Consider the following 24,034-nt stretch of genomic DNA (forward strand, 5'->3'; position numbering starts at 1 on the left):
TCCCATGCCGGTCCTGACCATCGCCGAAGCGGAAGCCAAGGTCGCCGCCGCGCTCCGGCGCGCGAACACCTCCCCCGAGAACGCCGCCCACGTCGCCCGCGCCCTCGTGGCGGCGGAGGCCGACGGGCTGAAAGGCCACGGCCTCTCGCGCGTGCCGACCTACGCGGCGCAGGCCAAGGCCGGCAAGGTCGACGGCCACGCGACGCCGACGGCCGCCCGGCCCAAGCCCGGCGTGCTCGCCGTCGACGCCGCCCACGGCTTCGCCTATCCGGCCCTGGCGCTGGTCGAGGACGAGCTGCCCGAGATCGCCCACGCCCAGGGCGTCGCGGCGGCCGCCATTCGCCGCTCGCACCATTGCGGCGCGGCCGGGCATCCGGTCGAGGCTCTGGCCGAGGCGGGGCTCGTGGCGCTGCTCTTCGCCAACACGCCCGCCGCCATCGCGCCCTGGGGCGGCAAGCTGCCGGTCTACGGCACGAACCCGATCGCCTTCGCCTGCCCGCTGCCGGGCCGCGCGCCGATCGTGGTCGACCTCTCCCTCTCGAAGGTCGCTCGCGGCAACATCCTCGCGGCGAAGCAGAAGGGCGAGCCCATTCCCGAGGGCTGGGCGCTGGACGCCGACGGCAATCCCACCACCGACGCCGCCGCCGCCTTGGCGGGCACGATGCTGCCGCTCGGCGACGCCAAGGGCACGGCGCTGGCGCTCATGGTCGAGCTCCTCGCCGCCGGTATCACGGGGGCGAACTACGCCGCGGAGGCGTCCTCCTTCCTCGACGCGGACGGCCCTCCCCCCGGCACCGGCCAGCTGATCCTCGCCCTCGACCCGGTCGCCCTCGGCGGCGAGGCGTCCCTCGCCCGCGTCTCGGCGCTCGCCGCGATGATCGAGGGCCAGGACGGCGCCCGCCTCCCCGGCATGCGCCGCCTCGCGCTCCGCGAGAAGGCCCGCGCCGAGGGGCTGCAGGTGGCGGATGCGGCGCTCGCCGCGATCGAGGCGATCTGAACCAGGGGTGGTGTCATCCCGGGTCGCGAAGCGGGCCCGGGACCCAGAACCTCCGCGGTGTCCCGAGCGGCGTGCAACGCCGCGTCCCGCGGCGTGCATGCCGGCGTCCGGGCGGCGGGACGCGCGCGCTTCGCGCACGCTGAGAGAAACGCCGAAGGTTCTGGGTCCCGGACTTGCTTCGCGACCCGGGATGACAGGGGTTGCGTTCACGCCACCGCGTTTCCCGTCACCGTCAGGTGCGGGAAGCGGGCCGCCTCGCGGGAGAGGTCGGCGACGACGTCGCGCCAGCGCATGCCGACGATCCCGCCGCGGCGCGCGCCGGTGATCAGGTTCGAGGCGACGAGCGCCGGCCCCGCGCCCTCCGCCACGCTCACCCCGATGCCGATGCCGCACTCGCGGACGACGTTGCCGGTCACCGCGACGTCGCGCAGGTAGGGCCCCCAGCCGACGCGAATGCCCTGGTCGGGCGCGTTCTCGATCACGTTGCCGGTCACCGCCGCGTCGCCCTCGACGCCGATCGCGTAGGTGAGCCCGGAATCGCCGGGCTCCGGCGGGGTGACGCGCACGATGTTGCGCACGATGTTGCCGGAGATCACGCTCATGCGCCCGCCGTCGTTCAGGTTCGCAGCGACGATGCCGACGCTCGCGCCGTCGACGAGGTTCGAGGCGATCACCGCGCCCTCGAAGCCGAACTCGGTGAACAAGGCGGTCTCGCCGGCGGCGCGGACCTGGTTCGAGACGATCTGCACGCCGTCGCCGGCATTGTTGCGCACGGCGGAATAGGCGCACTCGGTGATCACGTTGTCGGCGACGAGGACGCCGCCGGCCCGGAAGACGTTGACGCCGTTGCCGCGCTCCCCCGTGCCGCCGCCGCGGGCGGCGATGCGCGCGATGCGGTTGCCGATCACCTGCGCGCCGTCGTGACCCTTCTGCCCGCGCCAGATCAGCACGCCGTTGTTGAGGCAGTCGGCGATATCGTTGCCCGTGACGAGAAGCCCCGTCGCGTCGGACGAGAACAGGGCGACGTCGGCGCGCCGGATGGCGCAGGACGCGACCCGGCCGCCGCAGCGCGCGAGCCGCAGGCCGAAGCGCGGCGCGTCCTCGAGCGCGACGTCCTCGACGACGAGATCCGGGACCGCCTCGGCCTCCACGAGCGCCGCCTCGCCGAGCCCGGCGCCGAGCCCCTTCAGCGTCAGCCCGACGATCCGCGCCGCCGCGATCCCTTCCCCCCGCAGCATCGGCGCCCCGGAGATCTGCACGAGCCGGGCGGAGCGCGGCCCGACGAGGCTCGTCCCCGCGGCGAGGCGCAGGCCGGCGACCGGGTAGTCCCCCGGCGCGAGCGCCAGCGGGCGCCCCGCCGCCGCGGCGGCGTCGAGCGCCTGCTGCAGGCGCGGCGTCTGGTCCGAGCCGTCGGGGCGCACGCCGAAGGTCTCGGCCGTGATCGCGGCGGCGAGGGTCGGGCTCGCGGCGGCGAGCGTCGCGCCGCCGAGCGCGGCGCCCAGCACGGCGCGCCGGTCCGGGCGCGGGGGAAGCGGATGGGGTGTCATGCGCGGGTCTCCTCGCCGCACGCTGCCACGCTCGGGTTGACGGCGGGTTTTCGCGAGGCGAGAGAGAGGCACCTGTCCCGACCCGCGAGGCGTCTCTTCGTGTCCGCCCTCACCGTGTTCCTCGGCGCCGGCCTCGGCGGCGTCCTGCGCTGGCTCGTGGGCCTCGCCGCCACCCGGATGCTCGGCCCGGCCTTTCCGTGGGGCACGCTCGCCGTCAACGTCGCGGGCTCGTTCGCCATGGGCGTGCTCGCCGCCTACGTCGCGGCGCGGCTGCCGGGGGAGGGCGCGCGGCTCTTCCTGATGACGGGCGTTCTCGGCGGCTTCACCACCTTCTCCGCCTTCTCCCTCGACGTGGTGGCCCTGTGGGAGCGCGGCGCAATCGGGCTCGCGGGGGTCTATGTCGGCGGTTCGGTGACGCTGTCGATCGCCGCCCTCGTCGGCGGGCTGCTCGTGGGGCGAGCGCTCACGGGGGGGTGAGGCCTTCGCGGGGGGTGAGGCCTGCGCGGGTCCAGGCCCCGCCCCTCCGGGCCGCTGTCGCGGCCACCTCCCATGCGGGAAGACGGCGGCGCCCCGTCAATTCCCGCTGGTGCGGACCGCGCTCTCGCTCCAGGTGGCGAAGGCCTCGTCGAGGATGCGGTCGCCGGACGTGCCCTTCTCGAAGGAGAGGATGGCGCGTTGGCCCGACGCGAAACGGATCGGCAGGTCGATCCAATTGCGCTCGGTGAGCAGCGTCGTGTTGCGCTCGATGTCGCGCGGCAGGTTCGAGAGGCCGATCAGGAACAGGTTGTCGCGCACCGGCACCGGCAGGCCCGCCACCGGCGCGCCCCGGATCGTCTCCTCGTCCTTCATCTGCAGGAGGCCGATGTCGCGCACGCGCCGCGAATCGAGGTCGCCGGTCTCGAAGCTGATGTCGATCGTGTGCGAGGCGGGCAGCGTCGGGTCGAGATTGCGGCGGATGAGCATGACGAGCCGCAGCTGCGGATCGGAGATCTCGACCGTCGCGCGCACCACCGGCTCGCCCTGCCCGCCGGGCTCGAGCTGCCAGACGGCGCGGCCGGCCGCGGCGCGCGGCTGGCCCTGCGGGTTGAGCGGGTCCTCCTCGTAGAGCACCGCGCGCTGGGCGACCGCGATGCCCTGCTCGTCGGGAAGCGCCGCGGGCGCCTCGGGGGCCGTGAAGCCGCCGGCCGGCGCGGCCGCGCTCTCGTCGGGCGCGGGCTCGCCCCCGAGCCGCTCGACGATCTTGCCGGCCTCGACCGGGGCGGGCGCCGGGGTCTCGGGCTCGCCGGTGGCGACGGCGATCTCGGCGGGCTCGTCGCCGAGCGACAGCGCGGTGAGCGCGATGGCGCCGATGACGAGCGCCAGCGCGCCCGCGATGATGGCGATGCGCACCCGCCCGCCGGACGATCCGGACCGGGCCGCCTTCGGGTCGATCCGCGGACGCTTGCGACCCTCGACCGGAGCGGCCGCGGAGGCGTCCTCCTCGGCGCCCCCGGCCGTGGACGCCATGTCGGCCTCGGCCTCGGCATCCGCCTCGGGTCCGACGAGCTCGTCGTAGGCCGGGCGGCGGCGCCCCTCGGGGAGGCCGAACGGCGACCGACCGGCGGCTGTCTCGGAGCCGTTCTTGGCGAGACGCACCGGCGCGGGCGCGGCGGGCTGCGGCGCGGGCGCAGCGTGAACCGGCTCCGCCTCGGGGTAAGGCTCCGGCTCGGGATACGGCTCCGGCTCGGGATAGGTCGGCGTCTCGTTGACCGGCGTCTCGTAGACCGGCGACTCGTAGACCGACGACTCTTGGGCCGGCTGCGGCTGCGGCTGCGGCTGCGCATACGCCTCGGGCTCCGGCGGCGGCGCATAGTCCGCCTCCACCCGCGCGATGGCGTCGTCGAGCGCCGCGCCCTCGCGATCGATGTCCTCGTGCGAGAGGGGCGGGTCGAGCGCGCGCAGCTGGTCCATCAGGGCCGCGCGGGCGCGCTCGTAGACCGCGCTCCGCGTCGCGGGCGACGGATCGGCGAGACCTTGCACGGCGCGTGCGATGAGCGGGTAGTAATCGGCCATCGAGGTAAGGACTGTCCTGAAGCGGAGCGCGCCGTCAAGCCTCGAACGGATTCGTCACCAGGATGGTGTCGTCGCGCTCGGGACTCGTCGAGAGGAGCGCGACCGGCGCGCCGATCAGCTCCTCGATGAAGCGGACGTATTTCACGGCCTGGGCCGGCAGGTCCGCCCACGAGCGGGCGCCCGCGGTCGAGCCCGACCAGCCCTCGAATTCCTTGTAGATCGGCTCGATTCGCGCCTGCGCGTCCTGCGCCGCAGGAAAATGGTCGATCGTGTCGCCATCAAGGCGATAGCCGACGCAGACCTTGATCGTCTCGAAGCCGTCGAGCACGTCGAGCTTGGTGAGCGCGATGCCGTCGATGCCCGACGTGCGCACGGTCTGGCGCACCAGCATGGCGTCGAACCAGCCGCAGCGGCGCTTGCGGCCGGTCACCGTGCCGAACTCGCGCCCGCGCTCGCCGATTCGCTCGCCCACCTCGTCGAACAGCTCCGACGGGAACGGGCCCTCGCCGACGCGGGTGGTGTAGGCCTTGGCGATGCCGAGCACGTAGCCGACCGCGCTCGGGCCGAGCCCCGAGCCCGTCGCCGCCTGACCCGCCACCGTGTTCGAGGAGGTGACGAACGGATAGGTGCCGTGGTCGACGTCGAGCAGCGCGCCCTGCGCGCCCTCGAACAGGATGCGCTTGCCCGCCCGGCGCTGCTCGTCGAGGAGCCGCCAGACGGTGTCGATATAGGGCAGCACCTTCGGCGCGACGCTGGCGAGCTCCTCGTAGATCGCCTCCAGCTTGTATTCCTCGAGCCCGAAGCCGCGGCGCAGCGCGTTGTGGTGCGTGAGCAGCCGCTCGATCTTCGGGCGCAGCGCGTCGAGATCGGCGAGGTCGTTGACGCGGATGGCGCGCCGCCCCGCCTTGTCCTCGTAGGCGGGGCCGATGCCGCGCTTGGTCGTGCCGATCTTGGTGCCCGGCCCGCCGGATTCGCGCAAAGCGTCGAGCTCGCGGTGGATGGAGAGGATCAGCGTCGCGTTGTCGGCGATGCGCAGGTTGTCGCGGGAGATCGCGACGCCCTGGCCCTGCAGCCGCTCGATCTCGGCCGCGAGCGCGTGCGGATCGATCACGACGCCGTTGCCGACGACGGACAGCGTGCCCTTGCGCACCACGCCCGAGGGCAGCAGCGAGAGCTTGTAGACCGTCTCGCCGACGACGAGCGTGTGGCCGGCATTGTGCCCGCCCTGGAAGCGCACCACCACGTCCGCCTGGCTCGACAGCCAGTCGACGATCTTCCCCTTGCCCTCGTCGCCCCACTGGGCGCCCACGACGACCACGTTCGACATCGCTTCTCGCTCCCCTGCTGAGGGGCCCCCTTCGACGCTCGCGGCCACGCTTTCCGGGCCGCAAACGAAAAGCCCCGGCGCAAGGCCGGGGCGGGTGAAATACCTTGCGGGGTCTTGTGGGGGATTGCGGGGGTGGGGTCAAGGGGGTGGGTTGGAGGCGTGAGGAAGCGCCCGCGCGCGAGGCCGTCATCCCGGACGACGAAGCCGATCCGGGACCCATACCCGCGACGTCGGCTCGAGTGCGCGCAGCGCGCTCGTCGCACGACGGCTCGGCGCCCCCGGATCGCGAAACGCGGCCTGAAGGCCGCGAAGCCGGCGACGGCGTCCATGGGTCCCGGGTCGCCGTTCGGCGCCCGGGAAGACAGCGATCGCGCCCACGCTTGCACCCCTCCCCCCGCGCGCTACCCTCCGGCCAACGACACCGCCCGGAGCCCTCGCCGATGCCTTCCCCCACGCCGCGCCTCACCCGCTTCTGCGTCCCGCCTCTCGCCGAAACCACCCGCCGGCTCGCCGACGTCGCCTCGGGGCGCGCGTCGCCCGATCTGGTCGTCACCGGCGCGCGGGTGCTCTCCACCTATACCGACCGCATCCTGCCCGAGCGCGAGCTGTGGATCGCCGCGGGCCGCGTCGCCGCCGTCAAGCCCAACGGCACGCACAAGGCGCTCGCGCATGCGCCCTCGGAGGTCTACGACGCCAACGGCGGCATCCTGGCGCCGGGGCTCGTCGACCCGCACATCCACGTCGAATCGTCCATGGTCACCGCCTGCGCCTACGCCGAGGCGGCGCTCTTGAACGGCACGACCACGATCTTCTGCGACAGCCACGAGATCGGCAACGTCATGGACGTGGCCGGCGTCGAGGCCATGCTGGAGGACGCGCGCGCCGCGCCGCTCTCGATCTTCCTGACCGTGCCCTCGACCGTCCCCGCCACCTCGCCCGAGCTCGAGACCGCCGGGGGCGACCTCACGGCGGAGAAGATCGGCGCGCTGTTCGACCGCTGGCCGGAGGCGGTGGCGCTGGGCGAGAAGATGGACTTCGTCCAGGTGACGGAAGGCGACCCGCGCTCCCACGCCATCCTCGCCGCGGCGCTCTCGCGCGGGCGCCCGGTCTCGGGCCACATCTACGGGCGGGAGTTCGTCGCGGCCTATGCGGCGTCCGGCGTCACCGACACGCACGAGGCGATCGACCGCGACATCGCCGACGACCTGCTCGACGCCGGCGTGTGGATCTTCCTGCGCGGCGGCCCACCGACGACGCCGTGGCACTCGCTGCCCGCGGCGATCCGGACGATCACCGAGCTCGGCGCCTCCCACAAGCGCGTGTGCGTGTGCACCGACGACCGGGACGCCGACGACCTGATGCATTTCGGCCTCGACTGGGTGACCCGCCAGGCGTGGAAGGCCGGCATGACCCGCGAGCAGGCCTGGGCCATGGGCTCGCTCCACCCGGCGACGCGCTTCCACCAGGACGGCGAGATCGGCGCGCTCGGCGGCGGGCGGCGCGCCGACGTGGTGCTGCTGAACGACGCGCTGGAGGTGCGCAACACGTGGTACGGCGGCCGGCTGGTCGTCGAGGACCGCAAGATCACGCCGCTCCTCGACGAGGCCCTGTCGGACCGCTGGGTCTACCCGAAGGCGGCCTATTCCACCGTGAAGATCGCCGGCGACCCGCCCCTCGTGCCGAAGCCGCCGCGCACGCCCGCCATCGCCAACGCCCTGCGCACCGCGCTCCCCGGCATCGTCGTCGAGCACGCCCGCGTGGCGCTTCCCCGCGGCGAGACCTGGGAGGAGATCGTCGCGGCGAGCGGGGAGGACCTCTGCTTCGTCGCGGTGATCGAGCGCCACGGCCTCTCCGGGCCGCAGAGCCGGGTGGCGCACGGGCTCCTGAAGGATTTCGGCCTGAAGAGCGGCGCCGTCGCCTCCTCGGTGGGCCACGACAGCCACAACGTCATCGTCGCGGGCAAGAGCGAGGCCGACATGCGCCTCGCCCTCGACACGATCCGCGAGGCCCAGGGCGGCGTGTGCGTCGTCGAAGGCGGCGCCGTGAAGGCCTTCGTGGCGCTGCCCGTGGCGGGCCTCCTCTCCGACAAGCGCGTGACCGAGGTGGCCGAGGAGACCCGCAGGCTGAAGGAGGCGTGGGCGCAGGCCGGCTGCGCCATCCCCTATATGGGCTTCAACCTGATCCCGCTCTCGGTCATCCCCGAGATCCGCATCACCGACAAGGGGCTGGTGCTGGTCCCGCAGATGACGCTGGTGCCGGCCTTCGAGGAGGGGCGGGAGGCGGCTGAGTGACATGACCGAGCCCGCGGGGATCGGCCCCGGCGCCCGGCCCTGGATCCTCGCCGGCACCATCATCGCCTCCGCCATGGCCTTCATCGACGGCACCGTGGTGCATGTCGCGCTGCCGGCGCTGCAGGCGGATCTCGGGGCGTCGTTCACGGCGCTGCAATGGGTGGTGAACGGCTATGCGCTGACGCTCGGCGGGCTGATCCTGGTGGGCGGGGCGCTGGGGGATCGGGTGGGCCGCCGGCGCGTGTTCGTCTGGGGGATCGCGGTCTTCGCCCTCGCCTCACTCGCCTGCGCGCTCGCGCCGACGTCCGGGGCGCTGATCGCGGCGCGGCTGGCGCAGGGGGTGGGGGCGGCGCTGCTCGTGCCGCAATCGCTCGCGATCATCGCGGCCTCGTTTCCCAAGGAGGTCCGCGGGCGGGCGATCGGGATCTGGGCCGGGGCCTCCGCCATCACCACGGCGCTCGGGCCGCCGCTCGGCGGCTTCCTCGTCGACGCCCTGTCCTGGCGGGCGGTGTTCTGGATCAACCTGCCGCTCTCGGCGCTGGCGATCTGGATCGCGCTGGCGCACATGCCGCAAGACCGCGGCGCGCGAGATCGCGGCGCGGGCGAGACGGCGGGCCCGCTCGACTGGCCGGGCGCGCTGCTGGCCGTCCTCGGCTTCGGCCTCGTCACGCTGGCGCTCACCCTCGCCTCCGAGGCGGACGTCGCGGCCGGGCTGCTGGCGGGCCTCTTCCTCGCCGGCCTCGCCGCGCTCGCCGCCTTCGTCGCGGCGGAGGCGCGGGCGAAGAGCCCGCTGATGCCGCTCTCGCTGTTCGCGAGCCGCTGCTTCTCGGGCGCGAACCTGCTCACGCTCTTCCTCTACGCGGCCTTCGTCACGGCCTTGTTCCTGATCCCGTTCGAGCTGCAGAGCCGGCGCGGGCTCAGCGCGACGATGGTCGGGCTCACCATGCTGCCGATCGGCCTCGTCATCGGGGTGGGCTCGCGTTTCTCGGGCGCGCTCGCCGACCGGATCGGGCCGAAGATCCCGCTGGCGCTGGGCTCGGCTTTCGTGGCCGCCGGCGCGGGCTGGCTGGCGCTGAGCCTCGCCGGCTACTGGGCGGGGATCGTCGCGCCGATCGTCGTCATGTCCTGCGGCATGGCGCTCGCGGTGGCGCCGCTCACCGCCACCGTGATGAACGCCGTCGACGAGGCCCGCGTCGGGGCGGCGTCGGGCGTCAACAACGCCGCGAGCCGGCTCGCCGGGCTGTTCGGGGTCGCGATCGCCGGCTCGCTCGCGAGCGGGGTCTATTTCGCCGAGGCCGGCGCGGCGGCGGGGCCGCAGGCGCGCTTCGGCACGCTGCCGCCGCCCGGCGATCCCGCCCGCGCCACGCTCGAGGCCGCCTTCCAGACCGGCTTCTCCGCCGCCCTCCTCCTCGCCGCCGCCTTCGCCGCCGTCGCTGTCGTGATCGCCTGGCGCCTGCCGAGCGCGAGCCGCGAGGTCGTGCCGTGAGCCCACTATGGAGCATCATCTCGTCCACCGACCGGCATCCACTCGGTGGGATGATGCTCGCGGGGATCGATCCGCCGCGCTTGCGCGTTCAACGCCTCATGAAACGCCCCCGCCTTCTCATCCAGGCGGCGCTCGAGAACCGCGCCGCCCTCCTCGTCCTCGCCCTCCTCGCAGGAGGGCTGTGGGCCTTCATCGAGCTCGCCGACGAGGTGCTCGAGGGCGAGACCCACGCCGTCGACGAGGCGATCCTCGTCGCCCTGCGCACCCCCGGCGACCTCTCCGATCCGCTCGGGCCCGGCTGGCTCGAGGAGATGATGCGCGACTTCACGGCGCTCGGCGGCACCGGCGTCCTGACGCTGCTGACGATCGCCGCGGTCGGCTTCCTCCTCGTCGCCAAGGCCCCGCGCGTCGCGCTCGCCGTGGCGCTGGCCATCGGCGGCGGGATCCTGCTCTCGACGCTGCTCAAGAGCGGCTTCGACCGCCCGCGCCCGGAGCTCGTCCCGCACGGCAGCATCGTCTACACGGCGAGCTTCCCCTCCGGCCATTCGATGATGTCGGCGACCGTCTACCTCACGCTCGCGGCGCTGGTCTCGCGCGTGCTGCGTCGGCGGCGGCTGCGGGTCTATCTCGTCGGGCTCGCCGTGGTCCTGACGCTGCTCGTCGGCTTCAGCCGGGTGTATCTCGGCGTGCACTGGCCCACCGACGTCCTCGCCGGCTGGACGGTCGGCGCGGTCTGGGCGCTCCTCGCCTCGCTCGTGATGCTGCGCCTGCAGCTGCGGCGCAGCATCGAGCGGCCGCGCGGGGCAGAGATCGAGTAGGGCGCGAGAGGAGGCCGAGAAACGCGAAAGCCGCCCTTGCGGGCGGCTCGCGGGTCGTCTCTCGTCTGGCTCCGTGGCATGCACCTCGTGTGGTGCGGCCGAGAGGATTTGAACCTCCACTCCCTTTCGGGAACTAGCACCTCAAGCTAGCGCGTCTACCAATTCCGCCACGGCCGCGGAGCCATCTCAGGGGCGCTGCCCCCGGGGTGCGGAGCATCTATCAGATCGAATCGGGGGGGACAAGCGGCTTTTCCGGAGCGTCGCGAAAAATCATGGCCGCCTATTCGGCCGGTTCCGCGCCCGCCTCGCGCGCCGTCAGCGCGGCGGCCTCCTCGAGCGCGTCGCTGACGGAGAGCGCGTCGCCGATGGTCACGCCGGCGTCGCGGATGCTGTCGGGCTTGGGGATGATCTCGGTGATCTCCACCTGGATGCGCGTGCCGGTGACGATCACCTGCCCACGGGCGATGGGGTGGTCGTTGGCGAGGATCTCGACCATGTCCGTGTCGGACGATTCGAGCTCGATCACCGCGCCGCGGCCCATGCGCAGCAGCATGTGCACGGGCATGCGCGTGCGCCCGAGCACGATGGTGAGATCGACATGAAGGCCTTCCAGGCTGGACACGCGCCGCGAACTCCCCGACATGAAGCGAATGACCCCGAACGACCGCGACCGCACGAGAGAGACCGACGCGATGCTTGCCGATCATGGTGAACGGGCGGTTAACGCGCGCGCCGCCCCCACGGGCGGCTTCTTCCCCTCCGCCGGCTCCCCGCCGGTGGAATGGGTGATCGCCGAGGAGCTCGTCGCCTACGAGGCGGCGCTCGCCGAGATGGAGGCGCGCGCGGCGGCGATCGCGGAGGGGCGCGCGCCCGAGCGGGTCTGGCTCGTCGAGCATCCGCCGCTCTACACGGCCGGCACCTCGGCGAAGGAGGCCGACCTCGTCGCGCCGGGGCGCTTTCCGGTCCACGTCGCCGGGCGCGGCGGGCAGTACACCTATCATGGCCCCGGCCAGCGGGTGGCCTACGTCATGCTCGACCTCACGCGGCGCCGGCAGGACCTGCGCGCCTACGTCGCCGCGCTGGAGGACTGGCTGATCCGCACGCTCGGCGCCTTCAACGTGCGCGGCGAGCGCCGCGAGGACCGTGTCGGCGTCTGGGTGCGCCGCCCCGAGAAGGGCGAGGGCGTCGAGGACAAGATCGCCGCCATCGGCATCCGGGTGCGGCGCTGGGCGACCTTCCACGGCGTCTCGCTCAACGTCGAGCCGGACCTCTCCCATTTCGAGGGCATCGTGCCCTGCGGCGTGCGCGAGCACGGCGTCACCAGCCTCGTCGATCTCGGCCTGCCGGTGACCATGCCGGAGGTCGACGCCGTCATGCGCGCGACCTTCGAGGAGGTGTTCGGGGAGACGCGGTGAGGGCGGCGCGCCGATGGGCGGGATCGCCCCTCGCCCCGGCGCGCCGCGCCCTGTAATCTGCCCCTCATGACGCACGCCCCCCTCCTCGACCGCCTCTCCGACGCCTGCCCCACCTGCTCGGCCAAGATCGCCAAGGCCCGTCTCGCCGACCTGATCGCGGCGGCGCGGGAGCGGGAGGACGCGGCGGCGCTCGTGCCGCATCTGGAACACGGGCCGCTGCGCAATCTCGTCGGCCTCCTGTTCGAGCACTCGCCCTTCCTGACGCGTCTCGCCGAGCGGCCGGAGCGCCTCGCCCGCCTCGTGCTGACCGCCCCCGAGGAGAGCCTCGCCCGCATCGTCTCCGAGCAGGCGAACCGGTTCCGCGCCGTCGCCGCCGGCGAGGCGACGCGGGCCGACGTGGCGCGGGCCTTGCGCAAGGCGCGGGCCGAGCAGGCGCTCCTCGTCGCGCTCGCCGATATCGGCGGCGTCTGGGGCGTCGACGAGGTCGTCGCCGCGCTCTCCGACTTCGCCGACGCCTCCGTGCGCGGGGCGGCGAACACGCTCCTCGTCGAGGCGGCGCAGGCGCGGAAGCTCGAGATCCCCGACCCGGACGATCCCGGGGCGGGCACCGGCGCCGTGATCCTGGCGCTCGGCAAGCACGGCGGGCGCGAGCTGAACTATTCGAGCGACATCGATCTCGTCGTCTTCTTCGACCCGGAATGCCCCGCCTTCCCGGATCCGATGGAGGCCCCGCCCTTCTACGCCCGCTTCGCCCAGAACCTCGCGAAGATGCTCCAGGAGCGCACCGGCGAGGGCTATGTCCATCGGGTCGACTACCGCCTGCGGCCGGACCCGGGCTCAACCCCCGTCGCCGTCGCCCTCCCCTCCGCCTATTCCTATTACGAGACGGTGGGCCAGAACTGGGAGCGCGCGGCGCTCATCAAGGCGCGCCCGATCGCGGGCGACGTCCCGCTCGGCGAGAGCTTCCTGAAGGACCTCGCCCCCTTCATCTGGCGCAAGTATTTCGACTTCGCCGCCATCGCCGACGTGCACGCGATGAAGCGCCAGATCCACGCCGTGCGCGGCCATGCCGAGATCGCGGTGGCGGGGCACGACATCAAGCTCGGGCGCGGGGGCATCCGCGAGATCGAGTTCTTCGTCCAGACGCAGCAGCTCGTCTTCGGCGGGAGGCGTCCCGGCCTGCGCGGGCGGCGCACGCTCGAGATGCTCGCCGAGCTCGAGGCCGAGGGCTGGATCACGGCGGAGGCGCGCGACGAGCTCGCCGCCGCCTACCGCTTCCTGCGCGGCATCGAGCATCGGCTCCAGATGGTCGCCGACGAGCAGACCCAGCGCCTGCCCGCGGACGAGGCGACGCTGAAGGGCTTCGCGCGCTTCTGCGGCTACAAGAGCGCCAAGGCCTTCGGCACGGCGCTGACCGACGTCGCGCGCACGGTGCAGAAGCACTACGCCCTCCTGTTCGAGGAGGGGCCGGAGCTCGCCTCGGATGCGGGCAGCCTCGTCTTCACCGGCGCCGACATCGACCCGGAGACGCTCGGCACCCTGCGCAAGATGGGCTTTCGCGACCCCGAGAAGGCGGCGGAGACCGTGCGCGGCTGGCATTTCGGCCGCCGCCCGGCCATCACCTCGGCCCGCGCCCGCGAGGTGCTCACCGAGCTCACCCCCGCGCTCCTCGCCGCCCTCGGCGGCACGGCGGATCCCGACGGGGCGCTCGAGCGGCTCGACGCCGTGTTCGGCCGGATGAAGGCCGCCGTCGAGCTGATGACGATCCTCACCAACCACGAGCGCCTGCTCACGCTCTTCGCCGATCTCCTCGGCACCGCCCCGCGCCTCGCCGAGACGGTGGCGAAGAGCCCGCACGTGCTCGACGCGATCATCGACCCCGCCTTCGGCGACCCCGTCGTCGACGAGGGCGCGGTGCTGCTCCAGGTCCGCGAGGCGCTGGGCAGCCCCGTCTCCTTCGAGGACTTCCTCGACCGCACCCGCGACGTCACGCGGCAGTCCACCTTCGTCACCGGCGCGCGGATGCTGTCGGGCGTGTTCTCGCCCGAGCGCGCCGGTCAGGCCTATGCGGCCGTGGCGCAGGCGATCGTGCAGACCTCCTACGAGGCGGTGGAGCGCGAGTTCGTCGCCGATTACGGCCGCGTGCCCGGCGGGCGCTTCGCCGTGCTGGGGCTCGGGCGGCTCGGCACGCGGGAGATGACGGCGACCTCGGACCTCGACCTCGTCGTCCTCTACGATTTCGACCACGAGAACCGCGAGAGCGACGGCCGGAAATCCGTCGACGCCACCGTCTACTACACCCGCCTGACCCAGCGCCTCGTCTCGGCGCTCACCGCCCCCACGCGGCGCGGGGCGCTCTACGAGGTGGATTTGAGGCTGCGCCCCTCGGGCCGCTCCGGCCCCGTGGCGACGCAGTTCCGCGGCTTCCTCTCCTACCAGCGCGGGGACGCGGAACTCTGGGAGCACATGGCGCTGACCCGCGCCCGCGTGGTGGCCGGCGACGGCGCGCTCGCGGGGGACGCGACCCGCGCCATCACGGACGTCGTCTCGCTGCCGCGCGACCCCGCCTTCGTCGCGCGCGAGGTGCTCGCCATGCGCGGGCTCATCGCCCGGGAGAAGGGCGAGGGCGACCCGTGGGACATGAAGCTCGCCGCCGGCGCGCTGACCGATCTCGACTTCCTGGCCCAGACCTACGTCCTCACCCGCGCCCACGAGAAGCCCGGCCTCGTCGGCCTCTCCCCCGGCCTCGCCCTGGCGCATGCGGGCGACGACGGCTTCTTCGCCGACGAGGAAGCGGATACTCTGGTCTCCGCCCAGGCGCTGTTCTCCCGCGTCTTCCACTGGCAGCGCCTGACCATCGAGGGCCGCTTCGACCCGAAGACGGCGCCCCCCGCGATCCTGCGCCGCCTCGCCGCGGAAGCCGGCCTCCCCGACGCCAAGCGCCTCGCCGCGACACTGGACGAGACCCGCGCGCGGGTGCGGGAGATCTTCACGCGCACGCTGGAGGGGATGGCGGGGGGAGCGTGAGGATCGTCATTCGGCGCCTTCGCCCGCTCCCTCCTGCGCTCCCCTGCACGCCTCCCAGCCGAGGATCGCCTGCTTGCGGGTGAGGCCCCAGTGATAGCCGGTGAGCGCGCCCGAGCGGCCGAGCACGCGGTGGCAGGGCACGACGAAGGAGAGCGGGTTGCGCCCCACCGCCGCCCCGACGGCGCGCGCGGCCTTCGGGCTTCCGATCCGCTCGGCGATGGCGGAATAGGTCGTCGCCCGCCCGAACGGCACGCCGAGCAGCGTGCGCCAGACCCGCACCTCGAAATCCGTGCCGATCAGCACGACGTCGAGGGGCCGGTCGGGACGCCAGCTCTCCGGATCGAAGACGCGCGCGACGTAGGGCGCGGTCGCCTCCTGGTCCGCGACGTAGGTCGCCGCCGGCCAGCGGCGCCTCATGTCCGCGAGCGCGCCGTCGCGGTCGCCTCCGTCGACCCAGCCCAGTCCCGCGAGGCCGCGGGGCGTCGCGACGACGATCGCCTCGCCGAAGGGGGACGGGTGGTAGCCGTAGGACAAGGTCAGCCCCGCGCCCTTGGCCTTGTAGTCCCCCGGCGTCATCGCCTCGTGCGTGACGAAGAGGTCGTGCAGCCGCCCGGGCCCCGAGAGCCCGACCTCGTAGGTCGCGTCGAGCACGCTCGCCGAGGAGGCGAGCAGCCGCTTGGCGTTGTCGAGCGTGATCGCCTGAAGGAAGGCCTTGGGCGAGAGCCCGGCCCAGCGCCGGAAGAGGTGGTGCACGTGGCTCGTCGACAGGCCGACGTGATCGGCGATGTCGTCGAGCGTGGGCTGGTCGCGCCAGTTCTGCGAGATGTAGGCGATGATCCGGCGCACGACGTCGTAATCGGCGCAGAGCGTCGCGGGGGAGACCTCCCCGGGAGCTTCCCGGGCGTCCTCTGCGGCGATGGTGCGGGCGATCTCGAGCATGGCGGCCTCGTCGTGTCGTCTCGCCGGAGACTAGGCGGGCGCGAGGCGGGGCGACACCCGAAAACGACGGCGCAGGCGCCCCGGCGCGCGAAACGCTCCGCTCGGCTCGCGCGTTGGCGGCGGGACACGAAGCCGAGGGGGGTGCATGACAGCGCGACGCGGCGACCAGCCGAGGGTGGCCTGGACCGGCGCGGTCGCCGCGGCGGGGGCGGCGATCCTGATCGTGACCGACCTCGTCGGCTCGGCGCTGGCGCCGAACTACGACCCGATCGCCGATTCGATCTCGGACCTCGCGGCGGGGCGGCTGTCCTGGATCCAGGATGTCGGCCTCGTCGCCTTCGCCATCGGCCTCGCCGCTCTCGCGATCGGTCTCGCGCGCACCGGCGAGGGGCGGCTGTGGACGGCGGGCGTGGTCTTCCTCGCCCTCGTCGCGGCGGACGTCGCCGTGATCGCCGTCCACGACGAGTACGGCGACCGTGAGCCGGGGGGCCTGGTGTTCCACCTCGAGCTGGTCTACCTGCTCGGCGGGCTGTTCGCGGCGACGACGCTGTGCCTCGCGCCGGGTCTCTGGCGGGAGAGCCGCGCCCGGGGCGCGTTCGACGGCGCCATCGCCGGGCTCTGGATCGTGCTGGCGCCGATCTTCTTCTTCGTTCCGACGCGCCTCGACGGCGCCTACGAGCGCGGGCTCGCGCTCCTCGTCCTGGCCTGGACGTTCGGCATGGCCCGGCGCCTCGCCCGCCGGCGCCGACGCGTGGCGCTCACCTGAGAGGTCCGATGAGGCTCGCCGCGCAACGCCCTCACACCCCCCGCTTCACCCGCGCCAGCGCCTCGCCGAAGGCCTCCGCGAAGCTCTCCCGCTCGGGCGGGGACAGCTCGCGCGCGATGACGACGCGCTCGCCGCGGGAGACGAGCGCGAGCGCCATCAGGCCGTAATCCTCGTCGTGCTCGCGGTCGAGCTTGGTCCAGAGCGGGTTGAAGCGCCGCTCGGAGCGCTCGCCGCGATGGGAGATGCGGCGCAGGAGCAGGTCGACGGGGGAGAGGATCACCTCCTCGACGCTCTTCGCCGAGCGGAAGCTCGCCTTGAAGGCGATGGCGAGCGCCAGGATGTCGAGCCCGAGGAAGCCGGCCACCGGCCAGGCGCCGAGCACGATGAAGGGGATGCTCGATCCCACCGCCGCGAGGCAGCACAAGACCACCACCAGCCGCGCGCCGGAGGGCGCGAGCGAGCGATGGGGCGTGATCACCGCCGAGAAGAGCGGCGCGGGATCGTCGGTCTCGTTCGGATGGGGCATCGGGGGAACGCCTTGCCGTCGTCGTGTCGGAGAGTATAACGCGCGAGGTCGAACTCGGAAGCGCCCGTGCCCGCGAAAAACTCACCGAAGACGCGCGAAGACGCCGCACCCGCGAAGCCCGCCTCGAAGAAGGTCGGCGCGGAAACGGTGAAGGCGAAAGCCAAGGCCAAATCCGCGAAGCCGGCGGCGAAGTTCGCCGGCACGCTGCCGAAGAAACCGCCGAAGCCGGTGGACGCCGCGACGCGTCACGAGATCTTCCGCCGGCTGGCCGCCGCCAATCCCGATCCGCGTTCGGATCTCGAATACACCAACCCCTTCACGCTCCTCGTCGCCGTGGTGCTGTCGGCCCAGGCGACGGACGCCGGCGTCAACAAGGCGACGCGCCGGCTCTTCGCCGTGGCCGACACGCCGGCGGCGATGCTGGCGCTCGGCGAGGAGGGCGTGAAGGAGCACATCAAGACGATCGGGCTGTTCAACGCCAAGGCCAAGAACGTCGTCGCGCTCTCGAGGATCCTGGTCGAGGAGCACGGCGGCGCGGTGCCGCCCTCCCGCGCGGTTCTGGAGAACCTGCCGGGGGTGGGCAAGAAGACCGCCGCCGTCGTCGTCAACGTCGCCTTCGGCGAGGCGACCATCGCGGTGGACACCCACATCTTCCGCGTCTCCCACCGCATCCCGCTGGCCTACGGCCGCACCACCGACGCGATCGAGGCGGCGCTGACCCCGATCGTGCCGGAGGAGTTCCGGCGCAACGCCCATCACTGGCTGATCCTGCACGGGCGCTACGTCTGCAAGGCGCGCAAGCCCGAATGCTGGCGCTGCGTGATCGCCGACCTGTGCCGCTTTGCGGACAAGACGCCGGAGCCGAAGCCGGCCAAGGGCAAGGCCGCGGCGCAGCCCACCATCGAGCCCGACGAGGAGAGCCTGCCGTGACGCGCCCCGCCATCCCGCTCGAGGAGCGCCTGATCGTCGCCCTCGATCTCCCCTCCGTGGAGGAGGCCCGCGCGCTGGTGGCGCGCATCGGCGAGCCGGGGCGCTTCTACAAGATCGGCTACCGGCTCGGCTTCTCCGGCGGCCTGGGCTTCGCCCGCGAGCTGGTGGATGCGGGCAAGAAGGTCTTCCTCGACTTCAAGCTCCACGACATTGCCAACACCGTGGAGGAAGGCGTCGCCGCGGTCGCCGCCATGGGCGTCGATCTCCTCACGGTGCACGCCTATCCGCAGACCATGCGCGCGGCGGTCGCCGGGCGCGGCGAGGGCGGGCTGAAGATCCTCGCGGTCACCGTGCTCACCTCCTGGGACGACGCGGACCTCGCCGAGGCGGGCGTCTCGGGCGACGTCGGCAGCGTCGTCGCGCGCCGCGCCGAGCAGGCGCGGGCGATCGGCGTCGACGGCCTCGTCGCCGCGGCGGCGGAGGCGGCCCGCATCCGCGCCATCGTCGGGCCGGACCTCCTGATCGTCACCCCGGGCATCCGCCCCGCCGGCGCCGCCGCGGGCGACCAGAAGCGGGTGATGGGCCCCGCCGACGCCCTCGCCGCCGGCGCCGACCATCTGGTGGTGGGCCGTCCGATCACGCAGGCCGAGGACCCGCGGAAGGCGGCGGAGGCGATCCTCGCGGAGATGGCGGGGGCGGGCTAGAGCATGATCCCACCGAGTGGAATCCGGTTGGTGGACGAGATCATGCTCAAAGGACGAATCGAGCGGCCGTCGCGGCCCGCCGAGCGTGCGGGCGCCGGCCGACGCACACGTCTCCCGCGGCGATGACGCCCTGTCGGGCGCGCTCGACGCGCGGGCGTAGAGCGCCTGCGAACGACGTGGGGGCGCGGTGAGGCGGGGGCGGCGCCCTCCCTCGCCCTCCTTCGCCCTCCCCGCTCCGGGTCACCGCGGCTTGGTGTGCTCGTCGAGACCCGCCATGTCGGTCTCGTCGGAGAGGACGAGGGCGATCTTGCGCAGGCCCGCGACGTGGGCGAACACGATGGTGATCAGCACCGTCAGCGGGACGGCCAGCAGCGCGCCGGGGATGCCCCAGATCCAGCCCCAGACGAGGAGCGAGAACAGGACGACGAGGGGGGAGAGGGAGAGCTGCTTGCCCTGCAGCCGGGGGTCGACGAAGTTGCCCATGATCTGCTCGATGACGAGAAGGCCGGCCGCGATGATCAGCGCCGTGCCGATGTCCACGGTGAAGAGCGCGAAGAGCACCGGCAGCGTGCCGGCGACGAGGGAGCCGAGCGTCGGCACGTAGTTCAGCAGGAAGCCGAGCAGCCCCCAGACGAGGGCGAACTCGAGCCCGAAGGCCCAGGTCCACAGCCCGTAGAGCGTTCCGGTGACGACGCCGAGGATGGTGCGCACCACGAGATACCAGCGGAAGCGCTGGGCGATGGCCGTGACCGAGCGCGCCCAGCCCGCCTCGTCGTGGTCGTGCGCGACAGTCTTCAGCTTCTCCCCCCAGCGCGGCGCCTCGATCAGCATCAGGAGGGTGAAGAAGAAGATCAGCACGATGCCCGCCGCCACCGAGGCTGCGGAGGAGAGGATCGTGTCGGCGTAGGAGGCGACGCGGTCGAGCACGTCGCCGACGCCGAAGGGACCGGGGAGGCTCTGCACCGTCCCGGCGAGCCCGCCGCCGTTCTGCGGCTCCTCGCCCTCGGCCTGCGCCCCGCCGTCGGCCCGGCCCTGCTCGCCGCCGTCGCCCGGTACCGTCCCGTCCTGCGCCGCGCCCCACCATTCGCTCACATCGTCGGCGTAGCCCGGCAGGCGCTCGGCGACCTGCTCGGCCGCCGCCCACAGGCCGGCCAGGAACACGCCGAGCACGATCAGGATCACCGCCATGGCCGCCGTCGGGCCGAGCCAGCGCAGCCGATGGGGAACGTGGGCGCTCACCGCCGCGCTCACCGGGAACACCGCGATGGCGATGAAGAAGGCGAAGGCGAGCGGCATCGTCACCGCCCGGGTCTCCCGCAGCGTCCAGGCGATGGCCAGCGCCGCGATGATGCCGACGAGCCAGACCATCGTCTTCATCCGCGCCAGCGCGCGCAGGCGCTCGCTCGCGTCGGCGAAGACGGAGGTCGTGGCGTCCGGCGTCGGGTCGGTCATCGGGCTCTCGCTCGCTCTCGGGGTTCGGCTCTCCTCGAGACGCCAACAGGAAGCGCCCACGACGGTTCCGAAGGCCGCGGGATGCGTCGCGCGCGCGAGGGCCTGTCTTCCCGGATTGGCGCAGCCAAGTCCGGGATCCAGATCCGCCGACATGTCCCCGAGCGCGCGCAGCGCGCTCGTCGCACGCGCTCGCGGAGCGTTCAGGTCCCGCAGCTGCAAGCCGACGTTCGTGGTTCTGGGTTCCGGGCTCCCTTCGCGCCCCGGAATGACAGGAAACCGCGTTCAGCCTTCGTTCGCACTTTCCGTGCGAGGCTTCGCGCGTCATGGACGCGCTCCTCGCCGATTTTACGGCCCGCCTCGCCGCGCTCGATCCCGCCGCCTTGGCGCTCGCCGCCGGGGCGGCGGCGCTCGGGCTGCTCCTCCATCTCGCCGTCTCCGTGCGCCGGCTGCGCCGCGAGCGCGCGGAGGTCGCCGAAGCCATGGCCGAGATGGCCCGGCGCCAGGCGGAGATGACCGGGCGAATGACGTCCTTCACCGAGGTGTTCGGCGCACGCCAGGGCGATTTCGCCCGCATGCTGGCCGAGCGCATCGAGCGGGGCGCCCATGCCCAGGCCGAGAGCCTCACCAAGCTCACCGCCCGCCTCGCCGTGATCGACGCCGCGCAGAAATCCATCGGCGCGCTCGCGACCCAGGTCTCGGGCCTGGAGAAGGTGCTCTCCAACAAGCAGGCCCGCGGCGCCTGGGGCCAGGGGCGGATGGAGGCCATCGTCCGCGACGGCCTGCCGGCGGGCGCCTTCGCCTTCCAGGCGACGCTCACCTCGGGCGCGCGGCCGGACTGCCTGGTGCGGCTCCCCGGCGATCCGCGGGCGCTGGTCGTCGACGCCAAGTTCCCGCTGGAGAGCTTCGCCGCCTACCGCGACGCGCAGACCCCCGAGGCGAAGGCCCGCGCGGGCAAGCTCGTGCGCGCCGACGTCTCCCGGCACGTGCAGGACATCGCGGGCAAGTACCTGATCCCCGGCGAGACCCAGGACGTCGCGCTGATGTTCGTCCCGGCCGAGAGCCTCTACGCCGACCTCCAGGAGCATTTCCCCGAGGTGGTGGAGCGCGCCCAGCGGGCGCGGGTGGTGATCGTCTCCCCTGCCCTGCTGGCGCTCGCCATCCAGGTCGTCCAGGCGCTCGCCCGCGACGCCCGCGTGCGCGAGGAGGCCCGAATCATCCAGACCGAGGTCGCCCGCCTCCTCGCCGACATCGGCCGCCTCGACGAGCGCGTCGCCCGCCTCGACCAGCATTTCCGCCAGGCCCAGGACGACGTCGCCGGGATCCGCACCTCGACGGAGAAGATCGCGCGCCGGGGTCGGCGGATCGAGGCGCTGGACTTCGAGGACGGGCGGGAGGGGGATCTGTTCGCGCGGGCGGGGGAGTGAAACCTCCCCGCAGGGGAGGTCGACGGCCCGGAGGGCCGACGGGTGGGGCGCGGCCGCGCCATCGCCCTCTACGTTCGCGAGGCCTCGGCCGAGGCGCCCGACAGCCTGGAGCGCGCCGCCCGCACGATGTTCCGCCTCGGCTTCGACCTGCCGACGGAGGCGGAGGCGTCGCACGCCGGCTGACGGCCCGCGCGCCGCTCGTCGGCGACGCGCGAGCCGGACGTGCTCAGAACAGCGCGCCGAACAGGCCGCGGCGGGACATCGCCTCGCGGCGGGGGGCCTCGGCGGGGGCGGCGGCATAGAAGCCGGCGGCGTTCTGACGGACCTTCACCCGCGCGCCGGTCCGGGCGCGCTCGTAGAGGTGCAGTGCGTCCTGGTTCAGCATGCGGATGCAGCCCGAGGACACGGCCTTGCCGATGGACCAGGGCTCGTTGGTGCCGTGGATGCGGTAGAGCGTGTCGCGGCCGCCCTGGTAGAGGTAGAGCGCGCGGGCGCCGAGCGGGTTGTCGAGGCCGCCTTCCATGTGGCGCGGCAGCTCGGGCTGGCGGCGGCGCATGGCGGCGGGGGGCGTCCAGCCGGGCCAGCGGGCCTTGCGGCCGACCCGCGCCGAGCCCGACCAGGAGAAGCCCTGGCGGCCGACCCCGATGCCGTAGCGATAGGCGCGACCGCCCTCGCGGATCAGGTAGAGGTGCTTGTCGGCGGTGTCGACGATGATGGTGCCGGGCCGCTCGGGCCCGTCGTAGGCGACCTCCGTCAGGCGCAGATGCGCCGGCATCCGGCGCGGATCGACGAAGGGGATGTCGTAGGGCTCGTCCGGGATGTAGCCGGAATACCAGGAGGAGGCCTGGGAATAGGACTGGGCGGACGTGCGGGCGGGGGACGCGACGGCGAGCGCCGCCGCCGCTCCGAGGAGCGTTCGGCGCGTGATCATGCAGACCTCGCTTCTCATCAGGCGGGGGAGTGGAACGGGTTGGGCTGACAAAGCCGTGGAACGGTCCGGGTTCCATCCCGGGATGCGCCGCCGCCCCGGACGCCGGGTCCCGCCGCCCCTCCGCCTCAGGCGTTGCGCCAGGCTTTCGCCATCGCGAGGAAGTTCCCGAGGATGGTCTCGCCGTGCTCCGAGAGGATGCTCTCGGGGTGGAACTGCACGCCGTGCACCGGGAGCGTCCTGTGCGAGGCGGCCATGATCTGGCCGTCGTCGGTCTCGGCGGTGACGGCGAGGTCCTCCGGGCAGGTGTCGCGCGCGATCACGAGGGAATGATAGCGCGTCGCGACGAAATCCTGCACGCAGCCGGCAAACAGCCCCTCGCCGGAATGGCGCACGCGGCTCGTCTTGCCGTGCATGGGCAGCGGCGCGCGCACGACGGCGCCGCCGAAGGCCTGGCCGATCGCCTGCAGGCCGAGGCAGACGCCGAAGATCGGCGTGCGGCCGGCGCCCTTCTCGATCAGCTCGAGGCAGATCCCCGCCTCGTTCGGCGTGCAGGGCCCGGGCGAGAGCACGATGGCGTCGTAGCCGGCCTCGAGCACGTCGTCCGCCGTGCGCGCGTCGTTGCGCACGACCTCGATGTCGTGCGTGAAGCGGCTCACCAGGTGCACGAGGTTCCAGGTGAAGCTGTCGTAATTGTCGACGACGAGAAGGCGGGTCATGTCCGGCGGCCCTGCGGTGCGGCCTCCGGTCTAGCAGGCGCGGGCCCCGCGCGCAAAGCGCGACCGCGATGCGCGGCCTCTCGGCGGAACTTCGGCGCGCGGCGATCATTTCCCGCAGAGAGAACAATATCGGAACGGAGGACGAGCATGTCCGCAGACGATCGCGCCCGCGGCGCGCACGAGGACCCGCCCGAGGTCGAGAACCCCGAGAATCCCAAGCAGACCCCGGCCACGGGCAACCAGCAGAAGGACCCGGAGGAATGGGTGACCGGCCACGAGCCGATGACGGGCGCCCAGGCCTCCTACCTGAAGACCCTCTCCGAGCAGGCCCACAAGCCCGAGCTCTACGACCCCGAGCTCGACAAGGCGGAGGCGTCGAAGCGCATTGACGAATTGCGCGCGGCGACGGGGAAGGATTGATCCTTCGCGTCGCCCGCGTGAAAGCCGCCCGGTGAAAAGAGTAGCAAATCTCCGTCATCTCCTGTCATCCCGGATTGCGAAGCAAGTCCGGGACCCAGAACCTCCATCGCATGGTCAGCGTGCGCGAAAGCGCGCGCGTCCCGGGCCCGTCATGCCAGCGTCGAGGCCGAGGGACGCCGCGCAAGCGCCGCTCGGGACGCGGCGGAGGGTCTGGGTCCCGGACTGCCTTCGGCATCCGGGATGACACCGTAGGAAGCGCCACGCAC

Annotated in this window: 22 protein-coding genes and 1 tRNA gene; 13 read left to right on the plus strand and 10 right to left on the minus strand. The window is 73.1% G+C overall.

What is annotated here, in order from left to right; all coding sequences use genetic code 11:
* Positions 1-4: 4 nt before the first annotated feature.
* Positions 5-997 (plus strand): Ldh family oxidoreductase, encoded by a 993-nt coding sequence (locus tag ABL310_RS16960; protein WP_349368185.1) that lies wholly within the window; start codon positions 5-7, stop codon positions 995-997.
* 206 nt (positions 998-1,203) lie between these two features.
* Here ABL310_RS16960 and ABL310_RS16965 read toward each other — a convergent pair whose 3' ends face one another.
* Complete coding sequence (locus ABL310_RS16965) at positions 1,204-2,544, minus strand: TIGR03808 family TAT-translocated repetitive protein (protein ID WP_349368186.1); 1,341 nt, start codon at positions 2,542-2,544, stop codon at positions 1,204-1,206.
* 99 nt (positions 2,545-2,643) lie between these two features.
* Between ABL310_RS16965 and crcB the strand changes: the two genes are divergently transcribed.
* Positions 2,644-3,021 carry a fluoride efflux transporter CrcB gene (gene crcB, locus ABL310_RS16970; protein WP_349368187.1) on the plus strand — a complete coding sequence of 126 codons (378 nt, stop codon included), beginning with the start codon at positions 2,644-2,646 and terminating at the stop codon, positions 3,019-3,021.
* A 96-nt stretch (positions 3,022-3,117) separates the two neighbouring features.
* Here crcB and ABL310_RS16975 read toward each other — a convergent pair whose 3' ends face one another.
* Together ABL310_RS16975 and ABL310_RS16980 are read right to left on the minus strand one after the other, a co-directional pair.
* Positions 3,118-4,596 (minus strand): histidine kinase, encoded by a 1,479-nt coding sequence (locus ABL310_RS16975; RefSeq protein WP_349368188.1) that lies wholly within the window; start codon positions 4,594-4,596, stop codon positions 3,118-3,120.
* A gap of 34 nt (positions 4,597-4,630) precedes the next feature.
* A complete protein-coding gene (locus tag ABL310_RS16980) occupies positions 4,631-5,923 on the minus strand; it encodes an adenylosuccinate synthase (protein ID WP_349368189.1) in 1,293 nt (430 codons plus the stop codon).
* Positions 5,924-6,363: 440 nt separating this feature from the next.
* Between ABL310_RS16980 and ABL310_RS16985 the strand changes: the two genes are divergently transcribed.
* From ABL310_RS16985 to ABL310_RS16995, 3 genes are all read left to right on the plus strand, one after another.
* Positions 6,364-8,214 carry an adenine deaminase C-terminal domain-containing protein gene (locus tag ABL310_RS16985; RefSeq protein WP_349368190.1) on the plus strand — a complete coding sequence of 617 codons (1,851 nt, stop codon included), beginning with the start codon at positions 6,364-6,366 and terminating at the stop codon, positions 8,212-8,214.
* A gap of 1 nt (position 8,215) precedes the next feature.
* Complete coding sequence (locus ABL310_RS16990; RefSeq protein WP_349368191.1) at positions 8,216-9,700, plus strand: MFS transporter; 1,485 nt, start codon at positions 8,216-8,218, stop codon at positions 9,698-9,700.
* A gap of 98 nt (positions 9,701-9,798) precedes the next feature.
* A complete protein-coding gene (locus tag ABL310_RS16995; protein ID WP_349368192.1) occupies positions 9,799-10,518 on the plus strand; it encodes a phosphatase PAP2 family protein in 720 nt (239 codons plus the stop codon).
* A 90-nt stretch (positions 10,519-10,608) separates the two neighbouring features.
* Here the strand turns inward: ABL310_RS16995 and ABL310_RS17000 are convergent.
* Together ABL310_RS17000 and ABL310_RS17005 are read right to left on the minus strand one after the other, a co-directional pair.
* A tRNA-Leu gene (locus ABL310_RS17000) sits at positions 10,609-10,695 on the minus strand.
* A 103-nt stretch (positions 10,696-10,798) separates the two neighbouring features.
* Positions 10,799-11,140: a FliM/FliN family flagellar motor switch protein gene (locus tag ABL310_RS17005; protein ID WP_349368193.1), complete on the minus strand. Its 342-nt coding sequence runs from the start codon at positions 11,138-11,140 to the stop codon at positions 10,799-10,801.
* Between the two features lie 70 nt (positions 11,141-11,210).
* Here ABL310_RS17005 and lipB point away from each other — a divergent pair, with 70 nt between their 5' ends.
* Both lipB and ABL310_RS17015 read left to right on the plus strand, forming a co-directional pair.
* Positions 11,211-11,933 (plus strand): lipoyl(octanoyl) transferase LipB, encoded by a 723-nt coding sequence (gene lipB, locus ABL310_RS17010; protein ID WP_349368194.1) that lies wholly within the window; start codon positions 11,211-11,213, stop codon positions 11,931-11,933.
* A 66-nt stretch (positions 11,934-11,999) separates the two neighbouring features.
* Entirely contained in the window at positions 12,000-14,960 is a 2,961-nt protein-coding gene (locus tag ABL310_RS17015) for a bifunctional [glutamine synthetase] adenylyltransferase/[glutamine synthetase]-adenylyl-L-tyrosine phosphorylase (RefSeq protein ID WP_349368195.1), read from the plus strand.
* Positions 14,961-14,966: 6 nt separating this feature from the next.
* On the opposite strand, the gene ABL310_RS17020 is transcribed toward ABL310_RS17015, so the two are convergent.
* Positions 14,967-15,899, minus strand: coding sequence for a bifunctional helix-turn-helix domain-containing protein/methylated-DNA--[protein]-cysteine S-methyltransferase (locus tag ABL310_RS17020; RefSeq protein WP_349368196.1), 933 nt, complete (start codon positions 15,897-15,899; stop codon positions 14,967-14,969).
* Between the two features lie 145 nt (positions 15,900-16,044).
* Here ABL310_RS17020 and ABL310_RS17025 point away from each other — a divergent pair, with 145 nt between their 5' ends.
* On the plus strand, positions 16,045-16,665 hold the full coding sequence (locus ABL310_RS17025; RefSeq protein ID WP_349368197.1) for a DUF998 domain-containing protein: 621 nt from the start codon (positions 16,045-16,047) through the stop codon (positions 16,663-16,665).
* Positions 16,666-16,696: 31 nt separating this feature from the next.
* On the opposite strand, the gene ABL310_RS17030 is transcribed toward ABL310_RS17025, so the two are convergent.
* Entirely contained in the window at positions 16,697-17,191 is a 495-nt protein-coding gene (locus ABL310_RS17030) for a DUF2244 domain-containing protein (protein WP_349368198.1), read from the minus strand.
* 66 nt (positions 17,192-17,257) lie between these two features.
* On the opposite strand from ABL310_RS17030, the gene nth reads away from it, so the two are divergent.
* Both nth and pyrF read left to right on the plus strand, forming a co-directional pair.
* Positions 17,258-18,121, plus strand: coding sequence for an endonuclease III (gene nth / locus ABL310_RS17035; protein ID WP_374730336.1), 864 nt, complete (start codon positions 17,258-17,260; stop codon positions 18,119-18,121).
* Complete coding sequence (gene pyrF / locus ABL310_RS17040; protein ID WP_374730337.1) at positions 18,118-18,825, plus strand: orotidine-5'-phosphate decarboxylase; 708 nt, start codon at positions 18,118-18,120, stop codon at positions 18,823-18,825. The genes nth and pyrF overlap by 4 nt, the downstream gene beginning before the upstream one ends.
* A gap of 240 nt (positions 18,826-19,065) precedes the next feature.
* Here pyrF and ABL310_RS17045 read toward each other — a convergent pair whose 3' ends face one another.
* A complete protein-coding gene (locus ABL310_RS17045) occupies positions 19,066-20,277 on the minus strand; it encodes an AI-2E family transporter (RefSeq protein WP_349368199.1) in 1,212 nt (403 codons plus the stop codon).
* 323 nt (positions 20,278-20,600) lie between these two features.
* Between ABL310_RS17045 and ABL310_RS17050 the strand changes: the two genes are divergently transcribed.
* Positions 20,601-21,701 carry a DNA recombination protein RmuC gene (locus tag ABL310_RS17050; protein WP_349368200.1) on the plus strand — a complete coding sequence of 367 codons (1,101 nt, stop codon included), beginning with the start codon at positions 20,601-20,603 and terminating at the stop codon, positions 21,699-21,701.
* Positions 21,702-21,743: 42 nt separating this feature from the next.
* Positions 21,744-21,884, plus strand: a complete 141-nt coding sequence (locus ABL310_RS17055; protein ID WP_349368201.1) for a hypothetical protein — start codon at positions 21,744-21,746, stop codon at positions 21,882-21,884.
* 43 nt (positions 21,885-21,927) lie between these two features.
* Here the strand turns inward: ABL310_RS17055 and ABL310_RS17060 are convergent, their stop codons facing one another.
* Together ABL310_RS17060 and ABL310_RS17065 are read right to left on the minus strand one after the other, a co-directional pair.
* Positions 21,928-22,632: a L,D-transpeptidase gene (locus ABL310_RS17060; RefSeq protein ID WP_349368202.1), complete on the minus strand. Its 705-nt coding sequence runs from the start codon at positions 22,630-22,632 to the stop codon at positions 21,928-21,930.
* Between the two features lie 125 nt (positions 22,633-22,757).
* Entirely contained in the window at positions 22,758-23,348 is a 591-nt protein-coding gene (locus ABL310_RS17065) for an aminodeoxychorismate/anthranilate synthase component II (protein ID WP_349368203.1), read from the minus strand.
* A 147-nt stretch (positions 23,349-23,495) separates the two neighbouring features.
* On the opposite strand from ABL310_RS17065, the gene ABL310_RS17070 reads away from it, so the two are divergent.
* On the plus strand, positions 23,496-23,768 hold the full coding sequence (locus tag ABL310_RS17070) for a DUF3072 domain-containing protein (RefSeq protein ID WP_349368204.1): 273 nt from the start codon (positions 23,496-23,498) through the stop codon (positions 23,766-23,768).
* The last annotated feature ends 266 nt before the right edge of the window (positions 23,769-24,034 follow it).

This window comes from Salinarimonas sp., assembly GCF_040111675.1.
In the GTDB taxonomy this organism is placed as follows: Bacteria; Pseudomonadota; Alphaproteobacteria; order Rhizobiales; family Beijerinckiaceae; genus Salinarimonas.

Coding starts and splice junctions, on each gene's coding strand:
- ABL310_RS16960 (WP_349368185.1), top strand. CDS start 5: ATGCCGGTCCTGACCATCGCCGAAGCGGAAGCCAAGGTCGCCGCCGCG.
- ABL310_RS16965 (WP_349368186.1), bottom strand. CDS start 2,544: ATGACACCCCATCCGCTTCCCCCGCGCCCGGACCGGCGCGCCGTGCTG.
- ABL310_RS16975 (WP_349368188.1), bottom strand. CDS start 4,596: ATGGCCGATTACTACCCGCTCATCGCACGCGCCGTGCAAGGTCTCGCC.
- ABL310_RS16980 (WP_349368189.1), bottom strand. CDS start 5,923: ATGTCGAACGTGGTCGTCGTGGGCGCCCAGTGGGGCGACGAGGGCAAG.
- ABL310_RS16985 (WP_349368190.1), top strand. CDS start 6,364: ATGCCTTCCCCCACGCCGCGCCTCACCCGCTTCTGCGTCCCGCCTCTC.
- ABL310_RS16990 (WP_349368191.1), top strand. CDS start 8,216: ATGACCGAGCCCGCGGGGATCGGCCCCGGCGCCCGGCCCTGGATCCTC.
- ABL310_RS16995 (WP_349368192.1), top strand. CDS start 9,799: ATGAAACGCCCCCGCCTTCTCATCCAGGCGGCGCTCGAGAACCGCGCC.
- lipB (WP_349368194.1), top strand. CDS start 11,211: ATGCTTGCCGATCATGGTGAACGGGCGGTTAACGCGCGCGCCGCCCCC.
- ABL310_RS17015 (WP_349368195.1), top strand. CDS start 12,000: ATGACGCACGCCCCCCTCCTCGACCGCCTCTCCGACGCCTGCCCCACC.
- ABL310_RS17020 (WP_349368196.1), bottom strand. CDS start 15,899: ATGCTCGAGATCGCCCGCACCATCGCCGCAGAGGACGCCCGGGAAGCT.
- ABL310_RS17025 (WP_349368197.1), top strand. CDS start 16,045: ATGACAGCGCGACGCGGCGACCAGCCGAGGGTGGCCTGGACCGGCGCG.
- ABL310_RS17030 (WP_349368198.1), bottom strand. CDS start 17,191: ATGCCCCATCCGAACGAGACCGACGATCCCGCGCCGCTCTTCTCGGCG.
- ABL310_RS17045 (WP_349368199.1), bottom strand. CDS start 20,277: ATGACCGACCCGACGCCGGACGCCACGACCTCCGTCTTCGCCGACGCG.
- ABL310_RS17050 (WP_349368200.1), top strand. CDS start 20,601: ATGGACGCGCTCCTCGCCGATTTTACGGCCCGCCTCGCCGCGCTCGAT.
- ABL310_RS17060 (WP_349368202.1), bottom strand. CDS start 22,632: ATGATCACGCGCCGAACGCTCCTCGGAGCGGCGGCGGCGCTCGCCGTC.
- ABL310_RS17065 (WP_349368203.1), bottom strand. CDS start 23,348: ATGACCCGCCTTCTCGTCGTCGACAATTACGACAGCTTCACCTGGAAC.
- ABL310_RS17070 (WP_349368204.1), top strand. CDS start 23,496: ATGTCCGCAGACGATCGCGCCCGCGGCGCGCACGAGGACCCGCCCGAG.